Source organism: Paenibacillus sp. GXUN7292, assembly GCF_050864975.1.
Lineage (GTDB): Bacteria > Bacillota > Bacilli > Paenibacillales > Paenibacillaceae > Pristimantibacillus.
Genome location: NZ_JBOZWO010000044.1, coordinates 32484 through 52074, shown reverse-complemented (window position 1 = coordinate 52074; position 19591 = coordinate 32484). Strand labels below are relative to the sequence as shown.

Annotated in this window: 14 protein-coding genes; 3 read left to right on the top strand and 11 right to left on the bottom strand. The window is 46.1% G+C overall.

The features are described 5' to 3' along the window. From ACRRU2_RS24585 to ACRRU2_RS24555, 7 genes are all read right to left on the bottom strand, one after another. Positions 1–591, bottom strand: a 591-nt coding sequence (locus ACRRU2_RS24585; protein WP_432505760.1) for a DegT/DnrJ/EryC1/StrS family aminotransferase, incomplete at its 3' end; no start/stop codon positions are given. A gap of 91 nt (positions 592–682) precedes the next feature. Next, positions 683–4267, bottom strand: coding sequence for an S-layer homology domain-containing protein (locus ACRRU2_RS24580; protein ID WP_432505758.1), 3585 nt, complete (start codon positions 4265–4267; stop codon positions 683–685). Positions 4268–4302: 35 nt separating this feature from the next. Then, positions 4303–5916 carry an amidohydrolase family protein gene (locus ACRRU2_RS24575; RefSeq protein WP_432505756.1) on the bottom strand — a complete coding sequence of 538 codons (1614 nt, stop codon included), beginning with the start codon at positions 5914–5916 and terminating at the stop codon, positions 4303–4305. Continuing rightward, on the bottom strand, positions 5913–6791 hold the full coding sequence (locus tag ACRRU2_RS24570) for a carbohydrate ABC transporter permease (RefSeq protein WP_432505754.1): 879 nt from the start codon (positions 6789–6791) through the stop codon (positions 5913–5915). The genes ACRRU2_RS24575 and ACRRU2_RS24570 overlap by 4 nt, the downstream gene beginning before the upstream one ends. A 13-nt stretch (positions 6792–6804) precedes the next feature. Beyond that, positions 6805–7734, bottom strand: a complete 930-nt coding sequence (locus tag ACRRU2_RS24565; RefSeq protein ID WP_432505764.1) for an ABC transporter permease — start codon at positions 7732–7734, stop codon at positions 6805–6807. Positions 7735–7874: 140 nt separating this feature from the next. Then, entirely contained in the window at positions 7875–9485 is a 1611-nt protein-coding gene (locus ACRRU2_RS24560) for an extracellular solute-binding protein (protein WP_432505752.1), read from the bottom strand. 176 nt (positions 9486–9661) lie between these two features. Further along, entirely contained in the window at positions 9662–11992 is a 2331-nt protein-coding gene (locus tag ACRRU2_RS24555) for a helix-turn-helix domain-containing protein (RefSeq protein ID WP_331701249.1), read from the bottom strand. A gap of 230 nt (positions 11993–12222) precedes the next feature. Here ACRRU2_RS24555 and ACRRU2_RS24550 point away from each other — a divergent pair, with 230 nt between their 5' ends. Together ACRRU2_RS24550 and ACRRU2_RS24545 are read left to right on the top strand one after the other, a co-directional pair. Then, complete coding sequence (locus tag ACRRU2_RS24550; protein WP_432505749.1) at positions 12223–13371, top strand: GIY-YIG nuclease family protein; 1149 nt, start codon at positions 12223–12225, stop codon at positions 13369–13371. A 227-nt stretch (positions 13372–13598) separates the two neighbouring features. Next, positions 13599–13889, top strand: a complete 291-nt coding sequence (locus tag ACRRU2_RS24545; protein ID WP_432505747.1) for a hypothetical protein — start codon at positions 13599–13601, stop codon at positions 13887–13889. On the opposite strand, the gene ACRRU2_RS24540 is transcribed toward ACRRU2_RS24545, so the two are convergent. Next, complete coding sequence (locus tag ACRRU2_RS24540; RefSeq protein ID WP_331701252.1) at positions 13869–14750, bottom strand: AraC family transcriptional regulator; 882 nt, start codon at positions 14748–14750, stop codon at positions 13869–13871. The two genes, ACRRU2_RS24545 and ACRRU2_RS24540, sit on opposite strands and share 21 nt — an antisense overlap. Positions 14751–14961: 211 nt before the next feature. On the opposite strand from ACRRU2_RS24540, the gene ACRRU2_RS24535 reads away from it, so the two are divergent. Next, complete coding sequence (locus ACRRU2_RS24535; protein ID WP_432505745.1) at positions 14962–16569, top strand: glycoside hydrolase family 43 protein; 1608 nt, start codon at positions 14962–14964, stop codon at positions 16567–16569. 309 nt (positions 16570–16878) lie between these two features. On the opposite strand, the gene ACRRU2_RS24530 is transcribed toward ACRRU2_RS24535, so the two are convergent. The 3 genes from ACRRU2_RS24530 to ACRRU2_RS24520 all read right to left on the bottom strand — a co-directional run bounded on the left by ACRRU2_RS24530 (position 16879) and on the right by ACRRU2_RS24520 (position 19517). Beyond that, the gene (locus ACRRU2_RS24530) at positions 16879–17205 is read right to left on the bottom strand and encodes a hypothetical protein (protein ID WP_432505743.1); all 327 of its coding nucleotides are present in this window, start codon (positions 17203–17205) and stop codon (positions 16879–16881) included. Between the two features lie 535 nt (positions 17206–17740). Beyond that, positions 17741–18622 carry a carbohydrate ABC transporter permease gene (locus ACRRU2_RS24525; protein WP_432505741.1) on the bottom strand — a complete coding sequence of 294 codons (882 nt, stop codon included), beginning with the start codon at positions 18620–18622 and terminating at the stop codon, positions 17741–17743. 13 nt (positions 18623–18635) lie between these two features. After that, a complete protein-coding gene (locus tag ACRRU2_RS24520; protein ID WP_432505739.1) occupies positions 18636–19517 on the bottom strand; it encodes a carbohydrate ABC transporter permease in 882 nt (293 codons plus the stop codon). Positions 19518–19591: the final 74 nt, after the last annotated feature.

Sequence of the window (19591 nt, the reverse complement as noted above, 5' to 3'; positions counted from 1 at the left end):
AAGTGATTTGCCCGACATAAGCGACATTGCTCCAACATCACCGGTCGTCCCCACTCTTTGGCCCTTATAATAGCCTCCCATTGCATGAGAGACATCCTCTATCACTTTAATATTATGTTTTTGGGCAATGGCCATAATCGCATCCATATCAGCCGGATGACCCAAGTAATGTACAACAACGATTGCTTTGGTGCGCTCTGTAATACGATGCTCGAGATCATTCGGGTCAAGGCATAGCGTGGTTGGATCAATTTCGGCGAATACAACCGTCGCCCCTAAGGCATAGGCTGGCAATGCCGAAGCCCAGTAGGTGACGCTCGGACAAATAATTTCATCGCCCACTCCCACTTTACAGCCATACATGGCAGCCAATAAGGAGCTTGTGCCGTTATTAAAACCAAGAGCATACTGCATACCGAGCCACTGGGCAAATTCCTTCTCGAATTGCTTCGTAATGTCGGTTCCAGACATCGCTCCGCTGCGAATGACCGCCAAAGCTGCAATCTCATCCTCCTCTGTTATAATGGGCCACTTGAACATTTCCACATGTTCTTCTTTAATCGTTTTTGTACCACCTAGCAAAGCCAGCATTTTCTCCGCCTCCATTTATACATTTAGATAGCATTTTGCCCTTCGCCATACTATTTCAAGGGAACAAGTTTCAATGAATTACCTGCATATATCATGAAACTGGCTGGCCGCTCTGTGCTCTAAGCAGCATAACAACTGCTTCTGCTCTGGTAGCCATTTCATGTGCTGCAAACCGGTTCCCTTCCCGTCCCTGGATGAGATGAGCCTGAACCAAAGCCGCGATATAGCCTCTAGCCCAATTCGGAAATGCAGCATCGTCGGCAAATCCAGTTGTCGGACTGCCGGCCGCTGGGACTTTAATGGCACGGGCGATCATCGCTGCCATTTCAGCCCTTGTGATGGCGTTGGACGGTCGAAAACTGCCATCCTCATAACCAACAACAATTCCCAACCGACTTGCTGTGGAGACCGCCGAAACCGACCATGCGGGAATCTTTTGTTTATCTGTAAAGCTCAGCCTGACGGCTTCATTGGGCCAAGCCGATGCCCTCGATAATAAAACTACAAACTGTGCTCTATTTATTGCCTGATCTGGCCGCATCAGCCCGTCTTCATATCCTTTGAGCCAGTTCAACTCAAGTGCTTTGCTCAGCGCTTCCTCGGCCCAATGTCCTCGAATATCCAGAAATCGGCTTTGTTCATATCCCGTCTGACTCCCATCTCGCACTTCCTTCTCTTCCTGCACATCTGCGGGCTCCGTCGGATCAGATGAAGTTTCAGACTGAGGCGGCTGTGCAGGCTCCACCGGAACCCCTGGTTCCTCAGTTGGCTGACCCAACGCCTCCGCCCAGTCGTATAACGCTACAGCGGTCAGCCGATCCTTCTTGGCCGGCGCCGATTCCCCTGGTTGAAGCACTTGCATCAGCACTGGCAATCTCGCTTGCTTTGTATCGCTCAGATGGAGCGACAATTTCTGCGAAGGTGTGTGTGAACTCTGATCAGGTGTAATCGGATTCGTTATTTGATCCGATGGGTTTGGCGAACCTGGAAACGGTTTGGCATCCTGCACAACGAACTCGGCGCCGTTTACCGCTTCGGCCAGCCCTACCCACAGCCGTTTACCATTTTTCTGTAAGATGGCAGATTGTTTGTCTGACGCTATCTCAGCCGTCACTTCTCCATTCAGATGCATAAACCACCAGATCTCTCCCGGCTCATCCAGCATGATTTCGTCTTGCACAAGCACTTGTTTTCGATCGTTCAGGAGTGCAATTCCTCGCTTCACATCAACCGCATCATGCAAACTGTAGGCCGTGCTCAAATCCATGATGCCGTATGCCAGATCCGATCTAGATTCAAATTCAGTCAGGGCTGTCGATGCCAAGGGATTCTGGTCGGGGACAGACTGCCATGGGTCATTTGTCGTTTTAGGATTGATAACTAGTGTGTTATGACCCTCGGCACGATTAATATAATATTGCCAACGATATCCGTTCGGACCGTTGTTATAATAATAAGTCCAATCATCGCGACCCATTCCCATATCCTCTGCCCAGCGCTCCCCCGCCGCCTCAACAATGAAAGAACCTAGATCCAAGTCGGCATGAGATCCATTATTGTCGCCCGCCTTGAATGCTACGAATATAGCTTCAGGATCCTCCCAACTGCTTCGCATTGAAGCAACTTGGGAATCTGAAAATAATCGATCGAGCGGCACCTGGCCTAAGATCGATGGTGTCATGTGTTCAGGCTGATACCAAAGCGATGAAAGTGGATATACACCCCAGGTATTAGCTGCTATATCTGTGTATAACGCTTGATACTGCGTGAATTCCGGCTTGTCATAATGCCGCGCCAACCAGAACATCTGATAAAAGTCTGACGTCCCGCTGTAGCTGTCCGAAAAATTATACATTCGTTGTGTCGGGCCTGTCATATAAATTGGGAAGTTGCCTGTATCGGCCATACCTGCGATCTCAGTCAGGTTATGATAACCCTCGCCCAGCGCCGTATCTAGAGCTGCCAATGCCCGAACCAGCATATTCCACATGTAGCTCCAGTACGAAATACCTTCATACCAACCACCATCCGGCGTTGTTTTAGCCAGTGCGACAGGAAGCGAGTTTAACGCATAGGCAAGCACTTCATCCGCTAGTGCCGGAGCGTGTTCGCCCACGGCAAGAGCCGCCATGATCACACCACTGTTGCCTACGACGTTCCAGTTATCGACTCTACCTGGCCATTCAGCTTGGAGATAAGGCGATGCTGTTTCATAACGATAGATGGTTCGAGCTGGCAGTAAACCCTTCGTAATGATCGCATCTCGAATCACCATTCGCTGCTCCTCCGTCCAGGCCTGATAAAACCAGTCATACCCGACTGCTGCACTGATTAGATAGGCTGCATGGTTCAGGAAGTAATCGGGTGACCATCCAGCTTTCGCAGCCAGACTGGCAAGCTCTTCATATCCCCGCTCTGCATAGACCTGATCTTCTGTTACTTGATACATAAATGCCAGTAGTTCAATCCGCTTAATATTCAAAGGATCATATACTTCGTCTTCCAGGATATTCTGAGCTTGCCCTTCCACATCTTCATACCATAACTGCAGATGCGCATCCGTCAACAGATTGGTGTTGAATTCAGTCAATAGTTCATCGGTAACCATCAAGCGTGGATGCTGGCTCGATAGACGATTCAGCCAATCTGGATTGCCTGCGTCTACGCTCACTTCAAGCGTATACTGGGCTGATAAAGAGCCATAATGGGCTGAGATCACTGTTTCACCAGCACTTTTCGCCGTAATCATTCCCGTATAAGGTTCGATCTCCGCTACTGCATTATCACTACTTTGAAAGGTCACCCCGCCGGCTGCATAGGCCATAGTTTTGTCGCCGTACAGAAAAGCAGCACCCTGTTTGATACGATCTCCCACTGCAATGGCGCCAAGATGATCAAGCTCTAATTGAACGGGCAACTTGGTCAATCCCTCCACTTCTTCAGAACTTAGCACCCTGCGATAAATCTGCAGTTCATCAAGGCTAATATTTAACTGATCCATGTAATTCACCATTGTGCCTGCACCTGACGCACCAACCTTGAACGAATATTGTGAATCCACACTGCCGTGCCGTTCGGACAGATCCACAGATTTATTCTCTAGTTTGGCACCATCGAAATAAAAATGAGCGAAGCCATCCCGATCATGCGTAACCGCAGCATGATGCCAGAACCCATCATTTACCTGCCCCATATACACATCCGTAAACTTTTCGTTTCCCTCTGTCGTCAATTGCCACCTCAATTGACCATTTACATCTAGGAAAAGCTGAAGTCCCGTATCATCCATCGCCAGTTTATTGGATATGACCGCCGGCCACCTATCCAACTCGCCAGCCTTGATCCAGAAGACGATTGTAAAATCAACGTCCTCGCCAAATCCCAGCTCCGAACCAAGATCGATATAGGCCGTGCGCACATCACCATCCAGAAATCGATTGGCGAATGCAACCGCTTGACCAGATACACCCTCTGTCTCGTATGTTAAATTTCCTCCTGCGAGAACAGGCGTCAGCCCGCTGCTGCCTGAATTCGTTAGATCGCCTTCAAATGACATTCGGATAACAGGTTCAGTCGATTCTTCCTCTCCTGCCCATGCAATTCCTGACGGGAGATAAAAACTAATTGCCAGAAGCAAAGACATCCAAATCGAGATCATTCGTTTTCCTGAATTCATCGTGATATAGCGCCCCTTCCGTCCTAATGAATGGATTATTTCAATTTGCAACGTTGCAAAATCCGACGAAAATTATCTCCAAATAGCTGACGCTTATCTTCCAGTGATAGGTTGGCATAGGCCAACCATCCCAGTTGCGGTCGTGGATCACGCATAGGCGAATCCGTGCCGAACAGGATTTTGCGAGCGCCTACCTGTTCGGTCAAATATTCGATTACGCCCAGTGGGACTGATGTATAGGTTAATTGCAAGGTTACATTGTCATGACGCAGAGCTACCTCGGCGTACAAATCTGCAATCTCAAAACTCCGTCCCGCATGATCCATGAAAATCTGGACTTGCGGGTAACAAGTAGCCAACTCATCAATCCATTCGACATACTGCTGGTCGGCGATCAACGCAGGGTCTACCAGCGCGTATAAGTGCCGTTCATTAGCAAGTTCCCACCAAGGCTTGTATACGGGGTCCGTATACGCTGTATGCGACAAATAATAATAAGGCTTCATACCTGTAAACTGCTTTTCCAAGTGCCACTTGCGTGCTTCTGCGGCTACATCCCGCGTATAATTCGGATCTATCACCGCGTAGCAGTTGACCTCTTGCGGAAAGCGGCTGCGGGCTTGTTCGGCTATCATATTGCCAGCTGCAGCATCACCACCGTTGATGCCTGCCCAAGGAGCGATCGACATAGAGCGGATCCCCAGCCTTCGATACATCGCCATCATCGCATCGATATCCCCGCCAAGCATCGGCAGCCCGCTCCCCGTACGCCCGCCATCTTCAATCAGATGTGTATGTGAATCAAGTACATTCACTGCATCGATCGCAATCCCCTTGGCCGCTTGGAATGTGATGGCATCGGCCTGGAAGACCGCTGTCGGCGGCTTGATTCCTAGCAACTTGCTCAAGTTCTCGCCAGCGATCAGTTGCTTGGCACGGTAGGGGATATCGGCATAGTCAATCATCGCTCGAGCTGCACCCGGACTTTTATACGGCATGCCGCTTCCATAAAATATACGTTCAGCGCCATAACGCTGATAGAGAGTTTCTATGATTCGATTGCTCTGCAGACCGGACAGATCAATCCCTAACCGCGGATAAGCATCCATCAGCGGAAATAGCCGGCGTTCTTGTCCCCAATAGCATCCTAGCAGAAGCACCGACAGATGGGGATGCCGGTCTAAGATCCCGTCAAGTTGAGCAAACGAAATCTCATCGGATTGAATAAACAAAGGAATCTGTGCACGTTCCAGCTCTGTCAGTAAAGCGCCGACCGTCCGGTTGTCCAGTTCAAACTGATGCGTGCGCGGAAACATCGTGACCGCACGGATATCATGTTCCCGCAGCGCTTCCATTAACTCGGCTGGCGATGCAAAATCCGTCGCATGATCCGGCAAGACCGCCCAGCAGCCGAATAGCCGCGGGCTTTTGCCGAGTTCCGCAGCCAATCGCCTGTTTCCATAGTCAGGCGCATGCGTTCGAGAAAGTCCATGATGGACAATCGCGCCGGCGATGCCGCAGCGTTCCATCTCGCTGACAACATCCTCTGTTCGCCATACTTGACGATGATGCTTATAGCCGTATTGACCAACACAAGCATTGCAATCGAAATAGGTTAAGAGGTCCGTTTCAAGTAAATGGTTGCTCATTCTTTAATCGCTCCTATCATAACGCCTTTGACAAAATAACGCTGCAGAAATGGATACAGAAGCAGGATCGGTCCCGTTGCCACAATAATCGTGGCATACTTGATGGTTTCCCCTACCATCGCTCGATTGTTGGCGGAGATGCCGCTCATCATCTGTTCTGTATTGTTGTTAATTAATATTTCTCTCAGTACAAGCTGCAAGGGGTATAACTCTCGGCTACGCAAGAAAATCGCGGCGCTAAACCAGGAATTCCAATGGGCTACGCCGTAGAACAAAATCATCACAGCGACAACTGGCATCGACAACGGCAAGACGATGCGGAGCAGGATGGTCCAATCATGGGCTCCGTCCAAGCGAGCCGACTCTTCCAAGCTGACAGGTATGGCCTGGAACGAAGTTCGCATAATGATAAAGTTAAACGTACTCATTGCATTCGGAATGATTAATGCCCATAGGCTATCGATCATCCCCAGTTCCGATACAACAATATAAAATGGAATCAAGCCTCCGCTGAAAAACATAGTAAACACGATATAAAACGTGATCGCGTTCTTCAGCATCAGATTCGGTCTTGACAAGGCATAGGCAGCCAGTGAAGTCAGTACCAAATTAAGCGCGGTGCCCGCCAGCACTATAACTAACGTGTTGACATATCCGCTTTTGATGACCGGATTCTTAAACACGGATTTGTAAGCTTCCAGATGGAAGCCTTCTGGCCACCAAATCAGCCCCCGCTGAGCGGTCACCCAAAGAGGGTCGCTTAGCGATGAAACCAATACATACCAAAAGGGATACAGTGTGACTAACATCAGTAACGTTAGTGCTAGATAATTAAATAGATCGAACGTTTTTCCACTCCATGAAACTTGACGCATCCGCTCCTCCCCCTTACCACAGTTTAGTTCCTGACAATCGCTTGCTGGCAGAATTAGCGGCTATCAGCAGGGCGAAATTGATTACAGAATTGAACATGCCGATAGCGGCGCTATAACTAAAGCTGGCTTGCAGCAAGCCCTTACGGTACACATATGTCCCAATCACATCAGCTGTCTCATAAGTTGATGTGTTGTACAACAACAGTATCTTCTCCGTATTGGTTGCCATCAGATTGCCGATCTGCAAGATCAACAAAATAATAATGGTCGGCATAATACCTGGAAGCGTGATATGCCAGACTTGTTTCCAGCGATTGGCTCCATCTACTTTGGCCGCCTCATACAAAGATGGATCGATTGCAGACATCGCTGCCAGATAAATAATCGAGCCCCAGCCGACTGTCTGCCAAATCCCCGAACTTATAAATATGGTACGAAAGGAACTAGCCTCCAATAGATAGGCGCGACTCTCCATACCGAACAGATTGCCTAGGACATTATTAATCAGACCATCTCGTGCCAGAAAATCTACAATCAGTCCGGCAACCACAACCAATGACACAAAGTACGGCAAGTAAGTAATCGTCTGAACGATCCGCTTAAACGCTATGCTTCGCAATTCATTCAATAATAACGCCAGGATAATCGGTGCGGTAAAGCCAAAAACCAGATCGTATGAGCTAAGCAACAGGGTGTTCTTCAAGAGTCGCCAAAAATAAAAGCTCGAGAAAAAATCGTAGAAGTGAGCAAGCCCTATCCACTCACTTTTAGCTATGCCGGTCATCGGTGAATAATTTTTGAATGCAATCTGGAGGCCAAGCATCGGAGCATAATGAAAGATCGCATAATAGAGCACTACCGGCACAAGCATCATATAAACATAGCGATGCAAGCGGATATCCCGAACTAGTCGAGCTCGGTACGTATCCCGCCTCGTTGTCATCCATTTATGGGTTTGTTCTACCGAACCCTTCAAGGAAATACCCCCTTTTAATCCATTATATGGGTTTACATTGTTAGAACGAGTCTCTATAGAGCTGAACTGCAAGCGTCAGCTCTATAGTTTTCGTGAATCGCAGATGATTACTTCAGATATCGGTTATACGCTTCTTGCTGAATTTGAATCGCTTCTTTGATGTCCATACTCTCCAAGGTCTTGATATAATCCTCAAACTTGTCGAGCGCTTCGACGCCCATAATGAATTTGTTCGTCATTTCTTGACGATAAGTTTCCAGGTCAGCCATAATAGCACTAAATCGGGTTTGCTCCTCAATCGTCATATACAGAGTTGGCATTAATTTGCTAAAATCTGCCTTGGACCACTGCGCCTGAGCTTCTTTCTGTTCCGCTAACGTCATGTATTGCTCATATCCATCGGCATTGAACTCGAATGGACCTTGGGTGCCCATTACTGTATACTCCGCCAATGCCTCAGAAATGCTCAGCCCTCTCGGGTTGTTCATGATCAGATCTGTAAAGGCCGGTTTTCCATCTACGATCGTGTAGCTTTCTCCTTCAATCCCAAAATTGTACAAGAGATGTCCTTCTTCTCCATACGCATAGTCCAGCCACTTCACAATTTTCTCGGGATCTTTGGCAGTCGCCGAGATCGCTGCACCTTGCCCGTAGAAAATAGGATCATGATTAGCAAGTGAGGTCCCTCCTTGGCTCAGCGAAGGGAATGGCGTCCCTGATAGTTTAAAACTTGTACCTTTATCCGCCATCAGATTCGTATACCGTCCCAAGTTGCCTCCCAACCAGCCGACAAATGCTCCCACCTGATCGCCCGTTACTTTTGCGTCCATCAGTTGGCCATCGACCGTCACATAATCCTGATCAATCAGACCATTCTTATACCAGCGATTCATGACCGTTAAGAAGTCCTTATAAGCCGACTCAAAAGGACCGTACTTGATCGTATCTTGATCTTTAAAAAAACCAGAAGTAATGCCGAATGCTCCCATAAATGCATAGCTGTACTCCGTATTCACGATATTGTACAATAGCGGGATCTCATCGGCCTTGCCATTTTCATTGGGATCTTCATCGCGAAAAGCTGTTAAGACATGTTCCCATTCATCAATCGTAGTTGGAACATCCAGTTTTAACTTATCCAACCAATCCTGTCGAATGATCGGACCATTAAAGACTGTTAATCGCGGATCGTCGCCAATCAGTGGAAACACATACATATTGCCTTCAGCGCTCATCACAGCTTTCTTAATATACGGACGCTCTTCGTATAATTTCGATAAATTCGGCGCATGCTCTTCAATCAACTCATTCAAACGCAAAATTTTGTTCTCCGTGATCGCTTTATCCGGATAATGATTGATCCAGTCATAAAAAATAACATCTGGCATTTTACCGGATACCATCATCAGATTAAATTGATCTAGTTCCTGGCCTGTTGGCGGATGCTCGAATTTCACCTTTGTGCCTGTGATTCGTTCCATCTCTTTATACATCGCCATCTCACTATTGTTCATTAATGTAGTGGAACCTTTCGTCACCCAATAGGTAAACGCTTCCGGGTATCCAATCGTCGACGCATTCTGTTCGCCTGTCGACGTAGGATCAACTGATGGTGCTGCCGAGTTGCCAGGCGAAGAATCTGTTTGGCTGCAAGCAGCCAGGGCCGCGACTACCACTGTCGCCAACAGCGTCACGGTAATCTTTCTCTTTTTTTGCATAACTAGTACCTCCCTTGTATAATTTGTAATTTGATTTTGCAGCCTGAATATACAAAGTAGCCAGGCAACGGTTCAACTATACTTCCGCTAGCCTGGCAAAGACAGAATCTTTATTATGGATGCACAGTCCGATCTATATAATTCGGACTATACAATTTAAATCTCACCTATACAATCTATGGATTTGGCTCGTTTTCAGCCATATCGCGATACTTGCCGGGCGTTACGCCCTCCATTTTTTTAAACAACCTAATAAATCCGACTTCATTCGCATAACCAATCTTCTGAGCAATCTCAGAGACGGTCAACGTGGTCGTCAGCAATAATGTTTTCGCCTTACGCACTCGAAGCCGGCTAATAAAATCTGTTACATTTTGGCCGCTGTATTTTTTGAAGAAGGTAGATAAATATTGCGGCGTTAACTGAAAATGCTCCGACATGGAAGTAAGACTTAAATTGCTATCCTGAACATGTTGTTCGATATACACTGTCATACTGTTATATAACTGATGTCGTCGATCGGTTTTTGCTTCCAGCACAACCTTGCATACCTTCTGATACATCTGCTTCGTGTGAACAAGCATGTCCTCTGCAGTAGAGCACTCCGCTAATTGCCGCAATGAATCCGCGGTTAACTCAGCTCGCTCGGATTCGCTTAGCGTCAGTCCCTTGACGATCTTCATCAAAGTCCCCATTAAATCATAGAACAACAATTTCCCCATATCTGGAGATAAAGCTCCTGCGGCCATATTCACTTGATATATATCGTCAAGCAGTTGGTCTGCAGCAGCATCATCTCCACTCCGAGCCAGATTAATCATCTGCGCTTCCTGCTCGGGAGGATAATGATAATATAGGGTCTGAAGCTGGGCAACGTCCCGATAGTAGATGATTACATCTTGTCCATAGATCAGATGATAGTCTAAAGCCTCCAGCGCTTCCTGATAGCATGCAGGAAGAGCATCCAGTCCCTGATGAATATCGCTCACACCGATCGTAATCTGCATCCGAAAGCGTTCATTGGCAGCTTGCTTCAACTCACGAATGAATGAATCCAATCGCTGCACGACATCTTCTAAAGGCTCTTCGCAGTTAATTAGCAGCGCTAAGCGATTCCGCCCCAGCTCTATCGTATATCCATCATCCGAAAGCAGATGACTGCTTAGATTAGATAGTACGAATCTAACCAGTGTCCATTCCTTCTCCGTATCTTCTGTTACAAACTGTCGGCAATCATCGATATGTACAATTATTACCGCATAGCAGTCATGTTCGAATCGAACATCCATAAATGACAAGGATTCATCGTCTATCGTATTCAGGGTGACTTGACCCGCCAATAACCGGGATAGAAAGTTAGACTTAAATGCAGGGATATGTTGGGATAAGGTGCGGCTCAACCTGCTGTTTTCCTCAAACGAACGAACAATCGATTTGCGAATAATATCAAGTTCATTGACTCCCTCTTGCTTGATCTGATCGTCTGAATGCCTAATCGAGCGAACCATCTCTCGCAAGGGACTGTAATAGCGATAGGCCAATACATATGAGCCGAAAGCGCCAGCTACTAGACATAACAGCAGAAGCAACATAGCGCGTTCTTTAATAATATGGACATCAGCCAGTAATGACTCCTTGTCCACCACCGAGATATAGGCCCATCCCTTCTGATCCGTCGTATAGGAAAGCATCCTCGCTTCCCCGCTAATGATTTCTTCTCTTGATCCGCTTCCGTTAGGCAAGTCGATCATGAAGTCCATTTCCCATTGATCACTTGGGGCCGTGGAGAAGAGTACCTGCTGATGTTCATTAACAATATAGATGTCCCCATCGTCGATCTGCTGAGCTTGTTTGGACAAGCTGCGCAACTCCTGATCGTGTATGAAGGCCACAAAGTAGCCCTTGGGCTGAGTCCCTTCACCCGGTGGAAGCGATTGCACATACGCTAACACTCGCTTCGTGCCATCCCGATTCGCAACCGATACATTGGGATAATACTGCCGAAAGCGCGTTCCTGAGAATAAATCAGCACGAATTGTTTCGGCATTCTTACCGTCATAGATCATCAACTCATTAAAAAATGTATCCGCATCCACTTTTCCGGTTGTCGTTAACACACTATCCGTATTTTTCAGATAAACAAATACATCCCAGACAAATAGGTTCAGATTCTGAACCGTACCCAATTCCTGAATTACACTTAAAAAATCCATCTGTCTGCTACCGTAATAATCATTTATACCTTCACCTAGCACCCATTGCACTCTAGGATTCATAGCAACTTGCAGCATGAGCTTATCCAGCTGGTTAAATTGGCTTTCCGCAGCAATCTTCACCTGCTCAAGCATGGCTAGATGCACCCGATTGGAATCACGAATCATATTTCCTTGGATTTGCTGAAACATAAATACACCGATGAGCATGGGCAACATGAAAATCGAAATATATGAACATAGCAAAGTAAGGAATAAACCGCTTCTAGGCATCGAATTGCGGAACAACTTCATGACATTAACCTCCGGCCGTAAAGTAGTTTCATCATATCTCAATTCCAATCAGTTGGACAAGCCACCTCGGGATCTATAGTCGGTAGATGTACAAACCGCCGTGGGCCTAGGCAAGACAAGAAATGTAAATAATTCATATTGTAAAGCATCCTCTTATTTATTACGATAAAAGCATGAGCCAATTCTAGAGACTCACTGCTGTTAAACAATAACCAAGGGGGTGAGGCTCGATGCCGTTTCACTTTCAGGCTGATCAATATCCGACAAGCGCTGGCTGCTACTTAATGAGAAATAAGGAAGGCGAGCTGCTTTATATAGGCAAAGCAAAAAACATTAGAAACCGGCTTCGTTCTTATTTCACCCGTCAGCACACAGAGCGCAAGTTAATACAACTGGTTGAGCAGGTTGCTTCTATAGATGTAATGCTCGTCAATAATGAAGCCGAAAGCTTGCTCCTCGAAAATAATCTCATTAAACAGCACAAGCCTCCCTTTAATCGCGCCTTGATACGAGAGGAAACCGGATATGCTTATTTGCAGCTGACAGAGGAGGAATTTCCACGTCTAGCTGTTTATTATAGAAATCGTGATGATTCATCTTCCAGACCGGCAGCCGCCAAAAAGTTCGGCCCATTCAAAAGCTCCCGTTACCGTGACGAGCTGGCCAGCTACATAACGGAACAATTCGGCCTGCGCTCCTGCGAAGCCATGCCAAAAAAAGTATGCTTGCTTTATCATATCCACCGCTGCAGCGGCATTTGTGAAGGGCTGGTCGGCAAGGAGCAATACCAGCAGCAGGCTGAAGAGGCTGCGCTGCTGCTTTCAAGGCCCACGGATGAAATTATTGCTTCCTTATATGAGCAAATACAAAAATGCTCCGATACGCTGCATTTCGAAAAAGCGCAAAAGCTGCTGCTGACGGCGCAAAGCCTGGAAGCAGCGGCGAAGGAGAAACAAATCGTCGAACGCCAAACGGATACTAGACAAGCTGTGCTCTATTTTGGCGAAAATGAAGTATGTATCCTTGCTATTCAGCATGGCTTGATAACCGGCATTCATATCGAACAGCTGCAAAAAGGGCCTAAAGACGGCACGGAGCTATCTGATGCTTTTATTGCTCAGTATGATGCCGAGCATTGTCCGGATGAAATCATCGTCAACCGGATTGGCAACCGTCAGCTGCTGCTTGATAAAATAAGACTGCTGCGCAAGCGGGAAGCGATCAAGCGCCAGCCTGCGCTTACCGTTCCCAAGCGGGGTGTTAAATTCGAACTGCTGCAGCTTGCAGAACGCAATTATTTTCATTATATAGAACAGCATCCTAGTAAGCTCACAGTCCTGGGCGATTCCTATAACAGCAACTCAGCTTACGAAAGTTGATAGTTAGTACCAAAGCGTACTGCAAAGAATGGAATATATGGAGCGGAGATAAGTGTTATCGTTGCAGGTTGCTGCGAAGTCGGACATGGAGGTCCGAATACCTGCAGGGCAGATCGTTCGATTCAATTTGACAGCATGACATGAAAGCTAAATGGGAAAACGAGATCTCTTGTTTTGTCTACCACAGCGAATGCCGAGAGACTACTAGGTTTTAAGGAGGAGTTTTAATGAATCGTGATAAGTTGAGTATATTATTAAGCATTATTGCTATCACTATCCCATTATTAACTGTTGTTTATATTGTACTAGAAATGAGTAAACCTCAAACTGGTGTGCCTAGAAATAATGGACTTGAAGCACCTCAATTTTTTCTTCTATTCATTGTGATAACATCAGGAATAATCAGTCTTATTTATTCCATAAAAAGGTATAAAGCAAATAAACAAAAGCTTTTTGTTTTTTTGGCCAGACAGGCAATTCACCTGTACGATAAGAGCTTAGACTCGCCCACGGAATGAACTGGGCGACTCCCCCGTCCAGCGCTTGAACTGCCTGCTGAAATGGGCAATATTGCGATAGCCCAGCTGCAGCGATATTTCCTCGATTGTCAGCTCTGGATCAAGCAGCAGCAGCTTGGCCTTCTTTAGCATTAAAGAGGACATATACTGCCTCGGCGACATGCCATACGATTTTGTAAACATGCGATTGATGGACGATGGGCTATAGCCTATTTCGGCGGCAATCGATTCGATTGTCTCCTTTGAGCCTTCCTCTCCGCCTTCTCCTGGGCCTTGCTCGACAGCCTGCTCCAGCATCGACGCGATCTGGGCAGCTGCTGAAGAGATCGAAGCAGATGACTTCCCTTTATTGATGCGCGGCAGCGAGCCGCTAAGTCCGGAAAATAATTCAAATAAAGCCGATAAAATGCTCATTCTTGTCTCGACCTGTACGACTGCCTCTTGCGAGGTTAAGGATATGAGCTTATCAAGAGCTGGACGAATGGTGCCTGTAAGCTTGCTGCTTGACGGATAAAAGCAGTCTGGATTGCGGTTAAGCAGCTCTCGAAAAGACCGCTCATCAACATCAAAGTGCAGACAATAATAGGTCATTTCCGCTTCGCCCACCGCTCGGCTCTCATGCTTGTCGCCAGGACGCAGCAGCAGTAAATCTCCCGGATTTTGTAAATATACTTTTCCATTCACCGTCATTTGCTGCTGCCCTGACAATACAAGATTAACTTCAAACAGAGGATGGCGATGCAGAGGATAGCTCCATTCCTGGCCAACCGTTCTCCAATGCGCGGCAAATACACGAAACGTCGAATCGATGTCCGGCAGCATGGATTCTGCGAATATGCGTTTTGGGCCTTGCTCCAGCACACTTTCTCCCCCTCCTGCTTGATTTGGGTAAATAACGACATGCTATGGATATAGGATCTGTCATGAGCCATTGTTACAATATAATTATCATACCACACAACCATTTCTTGTATGTGCACAAGATGGGTAATCAGCAGAAATGAAATTTTATGTTTTATAAAATTACCCACATTTTCTCATACTACTATTTTCAAAGAAAAGGAGCTTCGATATGGCTACAATTCAAAATCCGATTTTGACAGGCTTTAATCCTGATCCGAGCATTTGCCGTGTAGGGGAAGATTATTACATTGCAGTATCGACCTTTGAATGGTTTCCTGGCGTAGGTATTTACCATTCCAAGGATTTAAAAAACTGGCGACTCGTATCTAGGCCGCTTAACCGCTTGAGTCAGCTCAACATGACAGGCAATCCTGATTCTGGCGGCATTTGGGCGCCTCAGCTTTCCTATTCAGAGGGCATGTTCTGGCTTATTTATACGGATGTAAAAGTTGTTGAAGGACGCTGGAAGGACTGCCATAATTACCTCGCAACCTGTGCGACAATTGACGGTGAGTGGTCTGAGCCTACTTATTTGAACGGCTCCGGCTTTGATCCTTCCTTATTCCATGATGACGATGGGAAAAAGTATTTGGTCAATATGGTATGGGATCAGCGTGAAGGCAACCACAGCTTCTATGGCATCGTATTGCAGGAGTTTGACGCCGCTGCTGGCAAGCTTGTTGGCAAGCAGGACATTATTTTCAAAGGCACAGATATTATGCTGACGGAAGCTCCGCATCTATACAAGCTTAACGGCTATTATTATTTGCTGACGGCTGAAGGCGGCACGAAATATGATCATTGCGCTACATTTGCCCGCTCCAAGGATTTGCGCGGACCATATGAAGTACATCCCGACAATCCGCTTATTTCATCGTTTGCGCATCCGCGCAACCCGCTGCAAAAGGCAGGACATGCGTCCATCGTTCATACGCATACCGATGAGTGGTTCCTCGTGCATCTGACGGGCAGACCTTTATCGATTGAGGGTCAGCCTTTGCTTGATCCACGCGGTTATTGCCCGCTCGGACGGGAAACTGCTATTCAGCGCCTGGAGTGGAAAAACGATTGGCCTTACGTAGTCGGCGGCAATCAGCCTTCGCTGACAATAGAAGGACCTGCTATACCTGAAACGGTATGGGAACCCGACTATCCGGAGAAGGATGACTTCGATAGCGAGCAGTTGAACCTGCATTTTCAAAACCTGCGCATTCCGCTTGGCGAGCATATTGTATCGCTCAAGGATCGCCCTGGCCATTTGCGCCTGTACGGCAAGGAATCGCTAACGTCGAAATTTACACAAGCATTCGTAGCAAGACGCTGGCAGCATTTCAACTTTACAGCAGAAACGAAGGTCGCGTTCCAGCCGACAACGTTCCAGCAATCCGCTGGGCTTGTGAACTACTACAACACACAGAACTGGACCGCCTGCCATATTTCGTGGAATGAAGAGAAAGGCAGAATATTAGAGCTTGTCGCAGCAGATAACTTCTCTTTCGCGCAGCCGCTGCAGGGCAAAGAAATTGAATTGCCGAACAGTGCAGAATATGTATACTTGCGCGTCGATGTCGATTACGATGTATATCATTATTCTTACTCATTGGACGGCAGCAGCTGGACTCGCATCGAAATTCCATTCCCGTCCTATAAGCTGTCCGATGATTATATTAAAGGCGGCGGCTTCTTTACAGGCGCTTTCGTCGGCATGCAGTGCCAGGATACGTCAGGCCAAAGCGCGCCAGCAGACTTTGATTATTTTATCTATAAAGAGAAATAGGCTTTACTTTTCTATATTCAAAAAGCCTCCTTTTCACGGAGGCTTTTACTTATACGATCGTGCAGAATAATGCTACTGTTCGGAAATTTTAACGAAGCAGGAGGGTGTCGATTAATTATAGGTAACTAATGGAAAAAAGAAAGGGGAACGAAGAGCAAGATTGGGAATGGAGAAGCGGCAGCGTCCGCCTTTGTAGGCCAACTTTATCCTATACAGGGGTTCGTTAGATTTTTTCAACTGTCTGATATATTGCATTTAGTTAAGACAATGACCCCCTCTTCTGACGAGTACGATCAAAGTTGCATACATTCACTTTTTCTTGCCCATAAAGTAAAACATCCACATAAATAAATAATATAAAACTACAGCAAAATATGACACATTAGAGTTTGTAAATCGATCCATGTACCATAAAAAAAGAAATAAAATAACTGCTCCTAGATGGCCCATAATCAGTTTGTTTTTTATCCTTTTTCTCACAAATAGGGCTAGTAGGATCGCTAACAAGGCGACTGCAACTGTAATAAGATATGTTTCTAAAGATGTACTTAATAATGGAATGCCTGCTAATGCAATTACAACAATGATAGCGACGATGATCCCCTTTTGATTCTTCATCAGTTGGTTCACCTCCATTTACTTCCATCCTTGATGGTAACATACCTCTCACTATAGTAATAGACCTCTATAGCTAATATCACCAATTTGACGAAGCTTAATGGTTAGAATACGCTTAATAAAACTTGTATTTAAGGAAACTCTGCAATAAATACGAAAAACCCTCGCTTGTCCTTCAAAAGGAAACAAACGAGGGTAAAGTTGCACGTTCTGACTAAGGAGGTACCACTTCTCGGTCAATATAACAGACCTAAAGCAGTAAGCGGGAAGTCGTCGATTCGTTGTAGTAGTTAAATAACCGAGCAAAAGTCGTCATGCCATCTCTTTAGAATTCAAACGGAACTGAGAGGCTCTATTTAGCAATAAAAAGGTGTTTTAAAACTGTAACGGAACTGTGGAGCGCTTTAGGTGATCTTTCCCTCGTTTAGGTAGTGATTTTGGGTAAATACGGTTTCTCAGTTCCTTTAGATTTTAGAATAAGCTGATTTCCATACAATAGCGTGTCTCAGTTCCGTTAGCATTTTTCAATGGCCTGGATTTTGCAGGATTGACCTTACCCCTTCACCGAGCCCGCCGCTATTCCTTCTACGATACGGTCGCTCAGGAACAGGAAAGCAACTAGAATAGGAAAAATACTAATCATAAGCGTAGCGCCGATCGCACCCCAGTCCGTAGAATACTGGCCGATAAAGTTTTGCACGCCTACTGTCAATGTCTTATACACATCTGAGCTAATAAAGGTATTGACGAAAATAAATTCATTCCAGTTATAAATGATATTAATAATAGCGGTCGTAGCCAGAACGGAGCTGGTCATCGGAAATACGATTTGAGCAAACATGCGATTGACCGAGCAGCCGTCAATTACAGCAGCTTCTTCTACTTCGCGAGGAAGAGCGATGTAAAAGCCCAGCAATATCATAATGGTAATCGGCATATTAAACGCGACATATGAGATGATGAGCGTCAAAGGATGGTCAGTCAGACCTGCCTTATTAAACATGTTGAACAATGGAATGAGGGTGGAGTGGACAGGGATCATCATCGCAACCATGAACAATCCTAGCACAAACGAGCTGCCCTTCCACTTCATACGCGTTACCGCGTAAGTAACGAGACTTGCCAATACAACTGTAATTACAGTAGCTGCTACCGTTATCCACACACTATTTAAAAAGTAAATATTAATGTTGCCGACATCCCATACTTTGGCATAGTTTTCCCAGCGCGGGTTCATCGGCAAGGAAAGCGGCGGCATGTTGAAAACTTCCTGATTGTTTTTAAGCGAGAAAAACAAAAGCCATACTAAAGGAAATAATTGCAGGACCGCGACAACCAGAAGTACGGCGTACAGCAGTAGCATACCTATTTTGCCAAGAGCACTTTTACCGCTCTTTTCATTGACCTGCAGCCGGCCAGCGGTTCCAGTTACCATGAAGCGTCCCTCCTTATGAGTATTGAATCGTATCCTTGGATGCTGTAAATTTGCGTATGAGCCATGTAGCTACGAGACAGATCACAAGCAGGAAGAAGCCGATCGCGCTGCCGTAGCCGAAATCATAAGAACGGAATGCCGTATGGTACATATAGGACGCCATTACTTCACTAGCCCCGTTAGGACCGCCGTCCGTCATGACATAAATCAAGTCAAAATATTTCAATGAACCGACTACTGCCAAAACGATCGTAACCTTGGCTACTTCCATAACAAGCGGAAGCTTGATCTTCCAAGCAATTTGCCATGCACTCGCGCCGTCAATTTTGGCTGCTTCTTCTAAGGATGCCGGAATGTTCTTAAGTGCTGCATAATAAATCAAAATATAGAAGCCCGCATATTGCCACAGAATAGGCACAAACAGCGCAAACATGACAAGCTTTGGCTCTGCCAGCCATGCGGGAGGATTTGCGAAACCAATAGATTCAAGAATATTGTTAACGATTCCGTTGGTCGGATGATAAATTTTAAGCCATAATTGTGCAATGGCTACCGACGAGAGGAGCATTGGGATCAAATAAATTTTGCGAAACAGATTGGCGCCTTTTATTTTCGAAGCAAGCACCATTGCAATAGCTAAGTAAATAACAAGACTTAATGTTGAAAATAATGCGAGCAAAAAGGAATGCCAAGCGCTGCTCCAAAATTTGGCGTCCACGATCAGTTCTTTATAATTATCGAGCCCTAGAAAATTCATCGCTCCAATGCCGTTCCAGCTATGCAAGCCGTAGTAGCCGGTTAAGACGATTGGAATATAGACAACAGCCAATATGAGAAGCAAAGCCGGCAGTACATACAACGCTATTACTTTTTTATTGGACATTACTTTATCCACTTGCGAGCACTCCTTTCCGTACCTCATAAGAAGAAAACTTAAGCATCTTTTTTAAAAGCGGAGCCTTACCTATA

Bases quoted from the DNA above. Each gene is read 5' to 3' on its own strand.
- ACRRU2_RS24575 (WP_432505756.1), bottom strand. From the start codon at position 5,916: ATGAGCAACCATTTACTTGAAACGGACCTCTTAACCTATTTCGATTGC.
- ACRRU2_RS24545 (WP_432505747.1), top strand. From the start codon at position 13,599: ATGAATCGTGATAAGTTGAGTATATTATTAAGCATTATTGCTATCACT.
- ACRRU2_RS24525 (WP_432505741.1), bottom strand. From the start codon at position 18,622: ATGGTAACTGGAACCGCTGGCCGGCTGCAGGTCAATGAAAAGAGCGGT.
- ACRRU2_RS24565 (WP_432505764.1), bottom strand. From the start codon at position 7,734: ATGACAACGAGGCGGGATACGTACCGAGCTCGACTAGTTCGGGATATC.
- ACRRU2_RS24580 (WP_432505758.1), bottom strand. From the start codon at position 4,267: ATGAATTCAGGAAAACGAATGATCTCGATTTGGATGTCTTTGCTTCTG.
- ACRRU2_RS24570 (WP_432505754.1), bottom strand. From the start codon at position 6,791: ATGCGTCAAGTTTCATGGAGTGGAAAAACGTTCGATCTATTTAATTAT.
- ACRRU2_RS24555 (WP_331701249.1), bottom strand. From the start codon at position 11,992: ATGAAGTTGTTCCGCAATTCGATGCCTAGAAGCGGTTTATTCCTTACT.
- ACRRU2_RS24550 (WP_432505749.1), top strand. From the start codon at position 12,223: ATGCCGTTTCACTTTCAGGCTGATCAATATCCGACAAGCGCTGGCTGC.
- ACRRU2_RS24560 (WP_432505752.1), bottom strand. From the start codon at position 9,485: ATGCAAAAAAAGAGAAAGATTACCGTGACGCTGTTGGCGACAGTGGTA.
- ACRRU2_RS24530 (WP_432505743.1), bottom strand. From the start codon at position 17,205: ATGGAGGTGAACCAACTGATGAAGAATCAAAAGGGGATCATCGTCGCT.
- ACRRU2_RS24535 (WP_432505745.1), top strand. From the start codon at position 14,962: ATGGCTACAATTCAAAATCCGATTTTGACAGGCTTTAATCCTGATCCG.